This window comes from Actinosynnema pretiosum (assembly GCF_024171695.1).
Classification (GTDB): domain Bacteria; phylum Actinomycetota; class Actinomycetes; order Mycobacteriales; family Pseudonocardiaceae; genus Actinosynnema; species Actinosynnema pretiosum.
The window spans coordinates 173,893-186,924 of the sequence record NZ_JAMTCF010000011.1 but is presented as its reverse complement, the minus strand read 5'-3'; the positions used below and the strand labels follow the sequence as shown (position 1 = coordinate 186,924).

Here is a 13,032-nt window from a genome sequence, read left to right as displayed (position 1 = left end):
ACCCGGCGCAGACCACCACGATGCGTGACGGGAACCGTCGGGCGCGGGTCGGGCCTTGGAGAGCGTTCACGCTGATGGGCAAGGGAAAAACGCGTAGGGCCGGGAGCGACGAACCACCCCCGGCCCTACGCGCGGTCACCGGGGTCTCAACCCCGAACGACGCCCTTAGTGGAGAACGAGCGCGACGACGGGTGCAGCGCCGCGAGCGCCGGGGCCGCGAAGCAGACCACCGCGCACCCCACCATCACCGGTGCCACGCCCACCCGCTCGATCAGCGGGGCCATCACCGCGAGCCCGAGCGGGGCGAGGCCGTAGGACAGCAGGAAGTCCAAAGAGGACACCCGCGCCAGCTTGTCCGGCGCCACCTCGTGCTGCGTCGCGGTGAACCACGGCACGTTGAACAGCTCGATGCCCACCCCCGCGACCACGTACGCCGCGATCACCACCAGCGGCGAGGTCGGCACGACCAGGCTCAGCGGGGCCAGGCCGTAGCAGCCGAGGCCCAGCAGCGCGGTCCACCCCGGCGCGCGCGGCGACCAGCGGCTCAGCAGCAGGCCGCCGAGCAGGGCGCCCACCGTGTAGCCGGTGGTGGCCGCCGCCAGCACGAACTCGGTGCCGTAGTCGTCCCGGCTCACCAGCGGCAGCGCCACGCCGGTCGCCGAGTAGCCCGTGGCGATGACGGCCGTGAGGGCGCCGAGGCCCGCGAGGAACCACGGGTGCCGCCGGGCCTCGCGCACGCCCTCCAGGAACTCGGCCACCGGCGCGAAGCGGGTGCCCCCGGTGGACGTGAGCGGCTTCCCGGCGGGCGGCAGCAGACCGGCGACCAGCCAGAGCGCGCCGGTCGCGATGAGCAGCGTCCACACCCCGGCCACGGTCGCCAGCAGCGCGGTCAGCCCCGGCGCGACCAGCGAGGTGACCCGGACGGCCACGGTCATCGCCGCGTTGGCCTGCCTGCGGTCGGCGGCCTCGACCACCTCGGCGGTCAGCGCCTGGAACGCCGGGCGGCACGCCCCCTGGCCCGCGCCCGCGACGAGCGCGGCCACCGCCATGACGAGGGTGGAGCGGCCGAGGCCGTAGGCGATCACCGGCGCGGCGACCGCCGCCGCCAGGCCCGCCCAGAACACGACCGCGCGGCGCGAGTACCGGTCGGCCAGCACACCGGCGACGGGCACGGCGAGCAGGAAGCCGACCGTGCGGGCGGCGAGCACCAGCCCGAGGGCGGTCGGGGTGATCGAGCGCTCCAGGACCGCGAGGCCCAGCACGAACGGCAGGCTCCAGGTGGCCAGGCCCGACGCCGTGGCGCCGCACCACAGCCGCAGGAAGGCGCGGTCGAGCAGCAGCGGCCTGCGGGGCGGCGCGTCCCCTCGCAGGTCTTCGGTGGTGGGGGGCATCGCGACTGCTCCTCGCTGGAGGTGGGGCACGGGGGTGGGCACTCGGGGTGCGGGATCAGGGTAGTGAAAACCGTTGTCGTTCTCACACCGGCCCGACGTGAACCCGAACCCCGATCACGCCCCGTCGCCGAGATCGCGGGCGGTTGACACGAATGGAGGTAGAAGAAAATGATTTTCATTGCATACCTTGTCGAGGCGCGGGGGGCCGTCCTCCGCAGGCGAAGCGCAGGAGAACGAGTGAACACGAGCTCACCCGGCCACCCGTTGATCGCTGAACTGCCCGACCTCCTCCCCGCCGAGCACATCGTCCGCATCAACACCCCGAAGGAGGACATCCGCTCCGCTCGGTCGTACGAGTGGAACGGCTGGACCTTCCGGGTGCCGCCCGGCGTGTTCACCCCCGGCGCGACCAGCCGCATGATCCACGAGCGGCTGCTGGACGGCCGGATCGCCGTGCGCGGCCTGGTGTACGCGGCCATGGGCGTGGGGCTCGGCGCCGAGGCCGTCGCCGCCGGGATCGCGGGCGCGGCCAAGGTCTACGCGCTGGACGTGCACGCGCCGAGCGTGGAGGCGGCGGGCGCGCACTTCGCCGAGTTCGTCGACGGGCCGAGCGCGCTGGCGCCCGGCGTCGGCGACCTGTTCGACCCGGTGCCGGACGGGGAGCGGCTGGACGTGGTCACGTTCAACCCGCCCGCCGTGAGCCAGCGGGTCAGCGACGACCCCGACGTGGTGCGCAACGTGTGCGAGGGCGCGGTGATCGTCACCCGGTTCTTCGACCAGCTCGTGCGGCGGGACCTGCTCGCCGAGGGCGGCCGGGTGTACGTCGCGCTGTCGAACACCGCCGACCTCAAGGCGATCGTGGCGCACGCCGTCCACATCGGACTCTCCCCCGCGCTGGAGCACCGGCACGACTGGGAGGACGGGGTCGTCACCCACGTCTTCCGCTTCACGAAGGCGGTCGGCGCGTGAGCGGGGCCGTGGACGGGCTGATCGCCGACGTGCTCGCGGGCCGCCTCGGCCCGGACCCGGCGGAGGTCGTGGCCACCAGCGTGTTCTGGGCGCACCACGGCACCCGCCTCGCGGGCGGGAACGTGACCTACCGCAACCAGTACGTGCTCGCGCGGGTCGGCGCGGCGTTCGGGGCCTGCGCGTTCGAGGCGGGCGAGCTGACGCCGGAGATCTGCGCCGAGCTGTCCGGGCGACCGCTGGCGGACCTGCTGCGCGACGGGCGGTCGCCGCTGCGGATCGCCGCGCTGGACGCGTACCTCGCCACCACCGCCCCGCACCACGAGGCGGAGCACGCCGAACCGGTCGAGCTGCCCGCCGGGACGCCCGAGGTCAGGGCGGTCGCCAGGGACGCCGCCATCGCGGGCCTGCTCGACCTGCCGGAGGGCGCGAAGGTCGCGCTGATCGGCGTGGTGAACCCGCTGGTCGCCGCGATCCGGGCGCGCGGCGCCGAGTGCCTGCCGTGCGATCTGAACCTCACCACCACGCAGTGGGGCGACGCGGTCACGCCGTCGATGCACGACGTGCTGCCGGTCGCGGACGCGGTCGTGGCCACCGGCATGACGCTGAGCAACGGCAGCTTCGACGTGATCCTGGCCTCGTGCCGGGAGCGCGGCGTGCCGCTGGTCGTCTACGCGCAGACCGGCAGCGCCGTGGCCAGGCACTTCCTCGGCTCCGGGGTGACCGCGCTGTCCGCCGAGCCGTTCCCCTTCTCGCAGTTCAGCGCGGAACCGACCCGGCTCTACCGCTACCGGGCGAGACTGTCCGGATGAGGTCGTCCCGATGAGCCGAACACCCGCGCGCCCCGCGCCCGAGCCGGGAGGGCCCGTGCTCGACAGCTCCCGGCCGGACGTGCGGGCGCGCGGAACCGGTCACGCGCCGAGCCACCACGGCGAGCTGCTGCAGGGCTGCTTCCCGGACCGGACGACGGGCGCGCGCCGCAACGGGCTGGTGACGCTGCGGTTGGACGAGCCGCGCACCGGCGCCGAGTTCCGGCCCGACCCGGCGCTGCGGCCCGGCGAGGTGCGCGTGGTCCCGGAGGACCGGGTGAACACCGCGCTCGCGGCGGCGACGGCGGTGCGGGTGTGCGCCAGGCTGACCGGGCGCGCGGTGGTGGGCGGCCGGGTGCTGCTGTCCGGCGGGGTGCCGGTGGGGCTCGGCATGGGCTCGTCCACCAGCGACCTCATCGCGGCGGTGCGCGCGGTGGCCGACGCCTACCGGATCTCGTTGGGGGCGCAGGAGGTCGCCGACCTCGCGGTGGGCGTCGAGTCGGCCAGCGACCCGCTCATGCTGGACGCGCGGCCGGTGCTGTTCGCGCAGCGCGAGGGCGCGGTGATCGAGGTGCTGGGCGAGCGGTTGCCGCCGCTGGTGGTGCTGGGCTGCCTGACCGGGGGCGGCGCGGCGGTGGACACGGCGGCGCTGCCGGTCGACGACTACACCGACGCCGAGGTCGCCGAGTTCGCCGCGCTGCGCGAGGAGGTCCGGCGGGCGGTGCGGCTCGGCGACCCGGTGCTGCTGGGCCGGGTGTGCACCCGCAGCGCGCTGCTGAACCAGCGCAGGCTGCCCAAGGCCGAGCTGCCCGCGCTGCTCGGCGCGGCGGACCGGGCCGGGGCGGTCGGCGTCCAGGTCGCGCACAGCGGCAACGTCGCCGGTGTGCTGTTCCGCGCGGACCGGGCCGGTTCCCGGACCCGCGCCGCCGAGTGCGCGCGGTTGCTGGCGCGCGACGGGGTTCCGGTCACCGGGGTGTTCGACGCACCGGGGTGCTGACCGGTCGAGCAGAGCCGAACGATCAAGCGGAGGAGAACCGTGCACGACCACGTCGCGTCCGCCATCGCCCGACCCGATCTGATCAGCCTGGAGGACGGCCTCGTCTGCGTGCGGTTCGAGACGATGAAGGTCGTCTCGGCGCTCGCCGCCGTGGAGGACCTGCTGGCGCGCGGGGTGGTCCGCCCCGGTGACACGCTGGTGGACAGCTCCAGCGGGATCTACGCGTACGCGCTCGCCCTGGCCTGCCACCGGTTCGGCCTGCGGTGCCTGATCGTCGGCTCCACCACGGTCGACTCGGTGCTGCGCGCGCAGCTCGCGGTCCTCGGGGCGGAGCTGGAGCAGATGCCGCCGTCGCAGAACCTGAAGCTGGACCAGGACCGCAGGGTCCGGCGGGTGCGGGAGATCCTGGAGCGGCACCCCGAGTACCACTGGATGCGGCAGTACCACGACGACGTGCACTACCTGGGGTACCGGGTGGTGGCCGAGCAGATCGCCGCCGAGGTGGGCGGCGGGGTGTCGCTGGTCGGCGGGGTCGGCTCGGGGGCGTCCACCGGGGCGCTCGCGACCTACCTGCGGGAGCTCCGGCCGGACACCGAACTCGTCGGCGTGCAACCGTTCGGCAGCATCACCTTCGGCAGCGAGCACGTGGTCGACCCGGAGATCATCATCGCCGGGATCGGGAGTTCGATCGTGTTCGGGAACGTCGCGCACGAGCTGTACGACGTGGTGCACTGGTGCTCGTTCGACTCCGCGCTGGCCGGGTCGGTGGACCTGCTGCGGCGGCACGCGGTGTTCGCCGGGCTGTCCACCGGGGCCGGGTACCTGGCGGCGCGGTGGGAGCGGGAGCTGAACCCGCACCGCACGGCGGTGTTCGTCGCGGCGGACACCGGGCACCGGTACGCCGAGTCGGTGTTCGCCAGGCACCGGGAGGCGGCGGCGGTGGAGACCCTGGCGCCGCAGCAGGTCTCCAGCACGGACGAGCTGGCGCTGCCGTGGTGCCGGATGGACTGGAAGCGGGCGCCCGCGCCGTCGACGCGCGGGTGAGCGCGCCGCGCGCCGGGGGGCTTCCTCCGGCGCGCGGGTGAGCGCGCCGCGCGCCGGGGGGCTTCCTCCGGCGCGCGGGCGGTTCTCGCGGGTCAGCCGCGCGGCACGGTCTTCAGGTACTCGGCGAAGCCCTCCAGGCCGTCGACGTTGCGCGGCCCGCTGATGCCCTCGTTGTAGTCAAGGACGTAGAAGCGGTTGTTCACCACGGCGGGCAGCGTCGCCGTGGTGGGCGAGGACTTCAGGAAGTCGATCTTCTCCTGGGCGGGCTTGTCGCCGTAGTCCAGGATCACGACCACCTCGGGCTGCCGCTCGACCACGGCCTCCCAGCCGACCTTGGTCCAGCGGGCGTCCACGTCGGCGAAGACGTTGCGGCCACCGGCGAACGAGATGATCTCGGTGGGCGGCACCTGCGCGCCCGCCGTGAACGGCTGGTCGGTGCCGGAGTCGTAGAGGAACACCGGGATCGGCTCGCCCTGCGGGGTGTCCGCGCGCACGGCGTCGACCCGCCGCTTGAGGCCGTCGACGACCTCGGTCGCCCTGGCCTCGACGTGGAAGATCTTCCCGAGCCGCTCCAGGTCGGTGTAGAGCGCGTCGAACGGCGTGGTGCGCTCGGGGAACTCGGGGTAGTTGAAGCAGGACTCGGAGTGCAGGAAGCTCTGGATGCCCAGGCCGTCCAGGATCTTCGGGGTGATGCCGCGCTGGTCGCTGAACCCGGAGTTCCAGCCCGCGACCACCAGGTCGGCCTTGGCGTCCACGACCAGCTCCCGGTTGAGCAGGTCGTCGCTGAGGAACTCGACCTTCGCGTACTCGGCGGCCCACGGCGACTCGGTGACCGGCGGGTTGGCCGGTGGCATGACGTAACCGTGGACGTGCTCGGTGAGGCCGAGCGCGAACAGCTTGTCGGCGCTGCCGCCCTCGTAGGCCACGACCCGCTGCGGCACGCGGTACTCCACCTGCTCGCCGCACCGGTTGACGGTGGCGGTGGCGGCTTCCCCGGCCTGCTGCTCGATCTCGGCGCCGCAGCCGGTCAGCAGCAGCGCGGCGAGCGCGACGGGGAGGGCTCTGGGGGCGCTCATGGGGTTCCTTCTGGTTCGTCGGTGAGGGAGTAGAGGACCTGCGGGACCAGGTCGACGGGGTGCTGGACGATCGCGGCCTTGATGCCGAAGACGGTGGCCAGCAACGATTCCGTGAGCACCTCGGCGGGCGTGCCGGTGGCGACCAGCTCGCCCCGCGAGAGCACGCAGAGCCGGTCGCACGCGGCGGCGGCGAGGTTGAGGTCGTGCAGCACCACCAGGACCGTCAGGCCGCTGGCGCGCAGGAGGCGGAGCAGGTCGAGCTGGTGGCGCAGGTCGAGGTGGTTGGTGGGCTCGTCGAGCACGAGCACGTCCGGTTGCTGGGCCAGCGCCCTGGCGATGAGGACGCGCTGCCACTCGCCGCCGGACAGCGACAGCACCCCGCGCCCGCGCAGGTGCTCCACTCCGACCTGCCGCATGGCCTCGTCGCACAGGGCGCGGTCGGCGGCGGTGAGCGGGGCGTTGCCGCGCAGGTGCGGGGAACGGCCCAGCGCCACGACCTCCTCGGCGGTGAAGTCGAGCTCGCCGGTGCTGTTCTGGGTGAGCGCGCCGATCCGCCGGGCGCGGTCGCGGGCGGACAGGGCGCCGAGGTCCGCGCCGCCCACGCGCACCGCGCCGCCGGTGGGGCGCAGCGCCCGGTAGACGCAGCGCAGCACGGTGGACTTGCCGGAGCCGTTGGGGCCCACCAGTCCCACGACGGTCCCCGGTTCGACGTCGAAGGTGATCGCGTCGACGATGGCCCGGCCGGACAGCTCGACGGTGAGGGACTCCACGCTCAGGTCCACGGTCACCGCCCGCCGAACAGGTAGCCGCGGCGGCGCATCAGCGCGATGAACACCGGGACGCCGATGAGGGCGGTGAGCACGCCGAGCGGGAGTTCCCTGGGGGCGACCAGGACGCGGGAGGCGAGGTCGACCCAGACCATGAAGACCGCGCCGAGCAGCGGGGCGATCAGCAGGACCCTGGAGTGGCCCGCGCCGACCGCGATGCGCACCAGGTGCGGGACGACCAGGCCGACGAAGCCGATCGCGCCGCTGGTGGCGACCATCGCGCCGGTGGCGAGCGCGGTGATCGCGAAGAGCCTGCCGCGCAGGCGGTCCGCGTCGACGCCGAGGGACGCGGCGCTCTCGTCACCGAAGGAGAGCACGTCAAGGCCCCGGCTCATCCGGCGCAGCGCGACCAGGGTGAGCAGGACGACGACGGCGACCACCGGCAGCGCGCCCCAGGTGGCCGCGCCGAAGCTGCCCATCGTCCAGTAGAGGACGGTGCTGGTGGCCTCGCTGTCGGGGGTGAAGTAGACGATGACGCTCATCAGGGCCTCGAAGCCGAAGGCGAGCGCGACGCCGGTGAGCACCAGGCGGAGCGGGGTGACGCCCGCCGCGGTGCGGGAGGCGAGGTAGACCAGGGCGGTGGCGGCGAGTGCGCCGAGGAACGCGCCCGCCGAGACGGCGTAGATGCCGAGCGCGGAGAGGGCGCCGGAGACGGTGACCGCGACGGCGCCGACCGAGGCCCCCGAGGAGACGCCGAGGATGAACGGGTCGGCGAGCGCGTTGCGGACCATGGCCTGGACGGCGACGCCGACGCTGCTCAGGCCCGCGCCGACGATGGCGGCGAGCAGGACTCGGGGGGTGCGGACCTGCCAGACGATCTGGTACTGGGTCAGGTCGGCGGCGGGGAGGGTTCCGCCGGTGAGGGCGGCCCAGAGGTAGCGGGCGGTGTCGGTGAAGGGGATCGTCGCGGCGCCGAGGCTGATCGCGGCGATGGTGGAGACCAGCAGGGCGGCGGTGAGCGCGAGCGCGGTGGTGGCGGTGGGGAACGGCCGGGGGGACGGGCCGGGGTCGGCGGTCGCGGCTGCGGCCGCGGTTCCGGTCGCGGTGTCGCCGGTGCTCGCGGCCGGGATCGGGGAGCGCCCTCTCCCCGCTCTTTTGGTATTGATTTTCATTGGCAGGAAAGTAGCACGGTTGGGCGACACGTCGGCCAGGAAACCCATGCGGAGCAACGAATACGAGTGGCCGGGCCGGTGGGGCGGTCGGACACTCGGGGCGCCGCACCGGGTTCCGAGAGGGGTTGGCATGGGGTTGCGGGAGGTCTTCGACGCGACGCGGGACGAGTTCGCCGCGCTGGCGCCGGTGGTGTGGGACCGGCTGGGACAGGCCCTGGCGGACGTGAGCGAGCCCGCGGCGGGCGAGCACGTGCTCGACGCGTGCTGCGGGATCGGGTCCTCGGCGGCGCCCGCCGCGCGCGCGGTGGGGCCGGACGGGTCGGTGGACGCGGTCGACCTGTCGCCGGAGCTGGTCGACGTGGGGGCGCGGCGGGCGGCGGGGTTGGGGAACCTCCGGTTCGCGGTCGGGGACGTGACCGCGTGGACCGGGCGCGCGGGCGGGTACGACCTGGTGCAGTGCGCGTTCGGGGTGTTCTTCCTGCCGGACATGGACGACGCGGTGCGCGGGTTGGTGCGGTTGCTGCGGCCGGGCGGGCGGTTCGCCGCGGCGGTGTGGCGGGCGGGCGCGCTGGAGGAGTTCGGGGCGGCCTACCGGGACGTGGTGGCGCGGGTGAAGGACGGGCCGGGCGCGCGGGGGCAGGAGCCGCAGCGGTCGGAGGCGGGGCGGATCAACACCGAGGACTCGCTGGGGACCTGGCTGTGGTCGGTGGGGTGCGTCGACGTGCGGGCGCGGACGTTCGAGCTGCGCGAGCCGGTGAGCGACGGGCTGGCGTGGAACCTGGTGCTGGGGAGCGGGTTCCGCAGCTCGCTGGACGGGTTGGGCGCGGCCGAGGTCGAGCGGGTCCGGGCGGGGCTGCTGGCGGAGCTGGCCGCGCGCGGGGTGGTGGAGATCGACTTCTCGGCGGTGCTCGGGGTGGGGACGCGCGGGTGAGGCGCGCCCCGGCGGGTCACCCGGCCAGGTCGAGCCACTCCCCCACCGGCAGGACGCGGGCGCGCTCCCCCGCGTGCTCGCGGAACTCGCGCTCGGGGTCGAGGACCTCGGCGTAGCCGGGGACCTTGTCGGGCTGCTCGGGCTCGTAGTGCACGGGCACCGCGTGGCGGGCGCCGAGGATGTCCGCGGCGGTGGCGGCCTGGCGCGGGTCCAGCGCGGCGGGGAACGGGCTCGGCGGTCGCAGGTGCGGGGCGTCGACGACCGCGCCGTTCGCGGGGAGGAACGCGGCGTCGAACGGGGCGAAGCGGCGGGCCACGAGCCACCAGTGGCCGTGGAACATCGTGTCGCCGCCGTGGAAGACCCGCTGGCCGTCGGCCTCCACGACCCAGTTGAGCTGCGGGTCGCCGAGGCCGTCCACGGCGGGGATCGCGGTGACGCGGAACGGGCCGAGGTCGTGCTCGGACCAGGTGTCCGCGATCCGGGTGGCCAGGTCGTGGTGGCGCAGCTCGCGCTCGGCGAGCAGGGTCGTCGCGTTGTCCACGTCGTCGCCGTGGCCGGGGGCCGGGCGCAGGACGGGCGCGCGGTCGCGCAGGGCGGCGGCGAGCGCGGCGGCGTCGGTGTGGTCGCGGTGCAGGTGGGTGACCAGCGCGGCGGTCGCCTCGCCCGCCGGGGCGATCAGGCCGTCGGTCGAGGTCCAGCCGGTGAACAGCGGGGACAGGTCCCGGACGTGGTCGATCAGCAGGCGACCGCCCGCCGCTTCGAGCTCGACCCCGGCCCAGCCCAGTCGTCGTGCGCGCATCCCGTGCTCCTCCGTCGGTGGTTGCCGGGAAGTTAGCGTACGAGCGTTCGCCAAATCAATAGCGAACGGTCGTACGCTAAGGTTGGGCCATGTCACCACGACGCTCGGCGGCCGAGGCGCTGGCCACCAGGGGGCGCCTCCTGGAGCGCGCCGCCGAGATCGCGTCCGAGGAAGGGCTGGACGGGATCACCATCGGGCGGCTCGCCGAGGAGCTGGGGATGAGCAAGTCCGGGGTGCACAAGCAGTTCGGCACCAAGGAGGCGCTCCAGATCTCCACGCTGGACAAGGCGTTCGTGGACTTCTGGCACCGGGTGGTCGAGCCCGCGCTGGACGAGCCCGCCGGGCTGCGGCGGCTGCGGGCGGTGTGCGACAACTCGGTGGGGCACCTGGCGGAACCGCTGCTGCCCGGCGGCTGCCTGATGACGGCGGCGCTGAGCGAGTACGACGGGCGGCCGGGCGCGGTGCGCGACGCGGTGGCCGAGGTGTGGTCGCGGTGGCGGGGGCGGTTGCGGGCCGACCTGGAGGCGGCGGTGGCGGGCGGGGAGCTGGCGGAGGGGTTCGACGTCGAGCAGGCGCTGTTCGAGATCCTCGCGGCCGGGTTCGCGCTGAACGCGGCGATGCAGCTCCAGCGCGACCGGGAGGCCCCTGGGCGGGCGCGGCGGGCGATCGAGCGGGCGTTGACGCAGGGGTGACGCCGGTCGGCCGGGGTTCCGGCGCCCGGCCGACCGGGGCGGGATCAGGACAGGTGGGCGTCGAGCCAGGCCAGGACGCGGGCCGGGTCGCGCTGGAAGTGGGTGTAGCCGTCGAAGCGGCGGGTGGTGCCCTCGATCCAGAACAGGTCCTTCTCCACCGGGATCGCGTCGTGGACCGCCTGGACGTCGGCCGGATCGGTGAGCACGTCGTCGCGGACCTGGTAGAGCAGGGTCGGGACGGTCGTCGCGCCCGCCCACGGGATCGGGGACATCCCGTCCAGGGTCAGGCTGGTGCGCATCCGGATGCGGTGCTCCAACTCCGCCACGCGCTCCTGCGGCAGGCCCGCGCCGCGCAGGGTCCGCTCCAGGGTGACGCGCGCGGACATCGGTTGGGGGGCGACGAGGCAGCGGACGCCCGCGAAGTCCTCGGGGTGGGTGGACATGGCGCGGAACGTGGCGTTCGCGCCCGCGCAGCGGCTGAACAGGGCGATCTTCGGGTCGCGCAGGTCGGTGCGGGACCGGACGTGGTCGAGCGAGCCGAGGACGTCCCTGGACTCGAGCACGCCGCCGGTGAACACGCCGCCGTTGGCCGCGCCGCTGAGGCCGGAGTTGCGCAGGTCGTAGGCGAGGACGTGGTAGCCGGCGTCGTGCAGGAGCTTGTAGTCGGGCACGAAGTCGACGTCGAAGTCGTTGCCGGTCAGCGACCAGGTGGAGCGCCACGGTTCGAGGTGCGCGGGCAGACCCGCGCGGCTGAACCAGAACGGGTGGTTGCAGATGACGACCCGGTCCTCGACCGGGTTGTCGGCGGGGATGAACCAGCCTTCCAGGGGGACGCCGTCGCGGGACGGGAAGGTGACGTCCTGGTGGGCGAGGCCTGCCTCGTGCGGGAAGTGCGTGAGCGGGGAGCGCATCGGCCTGCCGAAGCTGTCGGCGACGTGCTGGAGGAGGTGCTCGACCTGGGCTGCGTCGATCTGGGCGGTCATCGGGTCTCTCCTTCGGACGCGGTGGTGGGTGCGGCGGCCAGGTCGCCGAGCCAGTCGCGCAGCAGCGCGGTCTCGGAGGCGCGGAGGGTGGCGAGGGGGCCGTCGGGGAGGGCGTCGCGCAGGCGCGCGGCGGTCGCGGCGAGGTCGGGGGCGACGGGGGCGTCGGCGTAGGCGCGGACGGGGCCGAGCAGGGCGGTGATCACGGCTTCGCGGACGACGGTCGCGGCCGGGTCGTCCAGGGGCCCGCCGGTGCGGACGAGGTGCAGCGCGACCCCGACGGCGGCGGCCTCGCAGGTGGAGGCGGCGACGTCGACGGGCAGCCGCAGCCGGCCGGTGCCGTGCAGCGCCTGGAGCATCGCGGCCAGGTCGGCGCGCGCCCTGGCGGCGGCGGGGGTGGGTTCGGCGCCCGCGAGCGGGCGGCCGTACATGACGTTGTAGAGGGCGGGGTTGGTGATCGCGAACTCGACGTGCCGGTCCCAGCCCCGCCGGAAGTCGGTGATCACGTCGCCGGTGGGCGGCAGCGCGCGCTTGCTGGCGAGGTAGCGCTCGAACCCGTCGACGACGACGGCGTGCAGCAGGCCGTCCTTGTCGCCGAAGTGGTGGTAGAGCGTGGGCGGCTTGACCCCGGCGGCCTCGCAGACCTCGCGGGTGGAGACGTCCCCGCTGGTGGAGGCGGCGAGGAGGGTGGCGGCGGCGTCGAGCAGGCGTGTTCGGGCGGAGGGTTCCGGAACGGCGGGCATGTAGTGACGGTATACTCAGAAGATTATTTACGCTAGCGTCGATATATGGGCAGTGGGCGAGCGGCAGCGCGGGACAAGAGGGGGTGTGAACCGGTTACCGCGTGATCCCGCCGTCGAGCAGCTCCGCCACCAACCTCCGGGCGTGCGCCGCGTCGAGACCCGCCGGGCGGAACAGGATGCGGTAGACCAGCGGGGAGACCAGGTGGTCCATCGCGGCCTCCAGCGGGGGCGGGTGCTCGGACCTGGCCTCGGCGCGGGCCAGGATCAGGGTCACCTGCTCGGCCGCGTAGTCGGAGCAGCGGGTCGCGTTCGCGCCGTCGTCGTCGCCCAGCAGGGCGTCGCGCAGGTACGCGCGGACCGGCGGGGAGGCCATCTCCTCCAGGAACTGCTCGGCCCACGCCTCCAGGTCGGCGCGCAGGCCGCCCCGGTCCTCGGGGGGCTCGTCCGGGCGCAGGCGCTCCACCGCCACGTCCGACAGCAGCTCTCGCAGGTCGCCCCACCGCCGGTACACGGTCGACGGGGTCACGGCCGCGCGCTGCGCCACCATCGGCACGGTCAGCGCGTCCCGGCCGACCTCCTCCAGGAGTTCGCGCACCGCCCCGCGCACCGCCTCCTGGACCCGTGCGCTGCGGCCACCGGGGCGCACCATCTGCTTGCGAGCCACG

The 13,032-nt window shown here is 74.4% G+C and carries 14 protein-coding genes; 6 read left to right on the top strand and 8 right to left on the bottom strand.

Features of this window, described 5'->3' with window-relative positions; all coding sequences use genetic code 11:
- Window positions 1–146 precede the first annotated feature (146 nt).
- Window positions 147–1,391, bottom strand: a complete 1,245-nt coding sequence (locus tag LV78_RS23100) for an MFS transporter (RefSeq protein WP_253847699.1) — start codon at window positions 1,389–1,391, stop codon at window positions 147–149.
- 237 nt (window positions 1,392–1,628) lie between these two features.
- Between LV78_RS23100 and LV78_RS23095 the strand changes: the two genes are divergently transcribed.
- Genes LV78_RS23095 through LV78_RS23080 form a run of 4 tightly spaced genes read left to right on the top strand, consistent with a single transcriptional unit; the run spans window position 1,629 to window position 5,207 of the window.
- Entirely contained in the window at window positions 1,629–2,360 is a 732-nt protein-coding gene (locus tag LV78_RS23095; protein WP_253847698.1) for a class I SAM-dependent methyltransferase, read from the top strand.
- Entirely contained in the window at window positions 2,357–3,169 is an 813-nt protein-coding gene (locus LV78_RS23090; RefSeq protein ID WP_253847697.1) for a Rossmann-like domain-containing protein, read from the top strand. The genes LV78_RS23095 and LV78_RS23090 overlap by 4 nt, the downstream gene beginning before the upstream one ends.
- 10 nt (window positions 3,170–3,179) lie before the next feature.
- On the top strand, window positions 3,180–4,163 hold the full coding sequence (locus LV78_RS23085; RefSeq protein WP_253847696.1) for a GHMP family kinase ATP-binding protein: 984 nt from the start codon (window positions 3,180–3,182) through the stop codon (window positions 4,161–4,163).
- 39 nt (window positions 4,164–4,202) lie between these two features.
- A complete protein-coding gene (locus tag LV78_RS23080) occupies window positions 4,203–5,207 on the top strand; it encodes a pyridoxal-phosphate dependent enzyme (protein ID WP_253847695.1) in 1,005 nt (334 codons plus the stop codon).
- Window positions 5,208–5,299: 92 nt separating this feature from the next.
- Here the strand turns inward: LV78_RS23080 and LV78_RS23075 are convergent, their stop codons facing one another.
- Genes LV78_RS23075 through LV78_RS23065 form a run of 3 tightly spaced genes read right to left on the bottom strand, consistent with a single transcriptional unit; the run spans window position 5,300 to window position 8,222 of the window.
- Complete coding sequence (locus tag LV78_RS23075; protein ID WP_253847694.1) at window positions 5,300–6,283, bottom strand: ABC transporter substrate-binding protein; 984 nt, start codon at window positions 6,281–6,283, stop codon at window positions 5,300–5,302.
- Complete coding sequence (locus LV78_RS23070) at window positions 6,280–7,065, bottom strand: ABC transporter ATP-binding protein (protein ID WP_253847693.1); 786 nt, start codon at window positions 7,063–7,065, stop codon at window positions 6,280–6,282. The genes LV78_RS23075 and LV78_RS23070 overlap by 4 nt, the downstream gene beginning before the upstream one ends.
- A gap of 2 nt (window positions 7,066–7,067) precedes the next feature.
- Window positions 7,068–8,222: a FecCD family ABC transporter permease gene (locus tag LV78_RS23065; RefSeq protein ID WP_253847692.1), complete on the bottom strand. Its 1,155-nt coding sequence runs from the start codon at window positions 8,220–8,222 to the stop codon at window positions 7,068–7,070.
- Window positions 8,223–8,352: 130 nt separating this feature from the next.
- Here LV78_RS23065 and LV78_RS23060 point away from each other — a divergent pair, with 130 nt between their 5' ends.
- Entirely contained in the window at window positions 8,353–9,153 is an 801-nt protein-coding gene (locus LV78_RS23060) for a class I SAM-dependent methyltransferase (RefSeq protein ID WP_253847691.1), read from the top strand.
- A 16-nt stretch (window positions 9,154–9,169) separates the two neighbouring features.
- Here the strand turns inward: LV78_RS23060 and LV78_RS23055 are convergent, their stop codons facing one another.
- Complete coding sequence (locus LV78_RS23055; protein WP_253847690.1) at window positions 9,170–9,952, bottom strand: MBL fold metallo-hydrolase; 783 nt, start codon at window positions 9,950–9,952, stop codon at window positions 9,170–9,172.
- Between the two features lie 89 nt (window positions 9,953–10,041).
- Between LV78_RS23055 and LV78_RS23050 the strand changes: the two genes are divergently transcribed.
- Window positions 10,042–10,644 carry a TetR family transcriptional regulator C-terminal domain-containing protein gene (locus tag LV78_RS23050; RefSeq protein ID WP_253847689.1) on the top strand — a complete coding sequence of 201 codons (603 nt, stop codon included), beginning with the start codon at window positions 10,042–10,044 and terminating at the stop codon, window positions 10,642–10,644.
- Window positions 10,645–10,688: 44 nt separating this feature from the next.
- Here the strand turns inward: LV78_RS23050 and LV78_RS23045 are convergent, their stop codons facing one another.
- The 3 genes from LV78_RS23045 to LV78_RS23035 form a co-directional block, all read right to left on the bottom strand.
- Window positions 10,689–11,627 (bottom strand): alpha/beta hydrolase, encoded by a 939-nt coding sequence (locus LV78_RS23045; protein ID WP_253847688.1) that lies wholly within the window; start codon window positions 11,625–11,627, stop codon window positions 10,689–10,691.
- A complete protein-coding gene (locus LV78_RS40960) occupies window positions 11,624–12,367 on the bottom strand; it encodes a TetR/AcrR family transcriptional regulator (protein ID WP_301307118.1) in 744 nt (247 codons plus the stop codon). The genes LV78_RS23045 and LV78_RS40960 overlap by 4 nt, the downstream gene beginning before the upstream one ends.
- Before the next feature lie 94 nt (window positions 12,368–12,461).
- Window positions 12,462–13,031 carry a TetR/AcrR family transcriptional regulator gene (locus LV78_RS23035; protein ID WP_253847687.1) on the bottom strand — a complete coding sequence of 190 codons (570 nt, stop codon included), beginning with the start codon at window positions 13,029–13,031 and terminating at the stop codon, window positions 12,462–12,464.
- Between the last annotated feature and the right edge of the window lies 1 nt (window position 13,032).

What these genes read in the sequence shown, in the direction of transcription:
- LV78_RS23085 (WP_253847696.1), top strand. Translation starts at nt 3,180, where the DNA reads ATGAGCCGAACACCCGCGCGCCCCGCGCCCGAGCCGGGAGGGCCCGTG.
- LV78_RS23045 (WP_253847688.1), bottom strand. Translation starts at nt 11,627, where the DNA reads ATGACCGCCCAGATCGACGCAGCCCAGGTCGAGCACCTCCTCCAGCAC.
- LV78_RS23055 (WP_253847690.1), bottom strand. Translation starts at nt 9,952, where the DNA reads ATGCGCGCACGACGACTGGGCTGGGCCGGGGTCGAGCTCGAAGCGGCG.
- LV78_RS23075 (WP_253847694.1), bottom strand. Translation starts at nt 6,283, where the DNA reads ATGAGCGCCCCCAGAGCCCTCCCCGTCGCGCTCGCCGCGCTGCTGCTG.
- LV78_RS23100 (WP_253847699.1), bottom strand. Translation starts at nt 1,391, where the DNA reads ATGCCCCCCACCACCGAAGACCTGCGAGGGGACGCGCCGCCCCGCAGG.
- LV78_RS23060 (WP_253847691.1), top strand. Translation starts at nt 8,353, where the DNA reads ATGGGGTTGCGGGAGGTCTTCGACGCGACGCGGGACGAGTTCGCCGCG.
- LV78_RS40960 (WP_301307118.1), bottom strand. Translation starts at nt 12,367, where the DNA reads ATGCCCGCCGTTCCGGAACCCTCCGCCCGAACACGCCTGCTCGACGCC.
- LV78_RS23065 (WP_253847692.1), bottom strand. Translation starts at nt 8,222, where the DNA reads ATGAAAATCAATACCAAAAGAGCGGGGAGAGGGCGCTCCCCGATCCCG.
- LV78_RS23050 (WP_253847689.1), top strand. Translation starts at nt 10,042, where the DNA reads ATGTCACCACGACGCTCGGCGGCCGAGGCGCTGGCCACCAGGGGGCGC.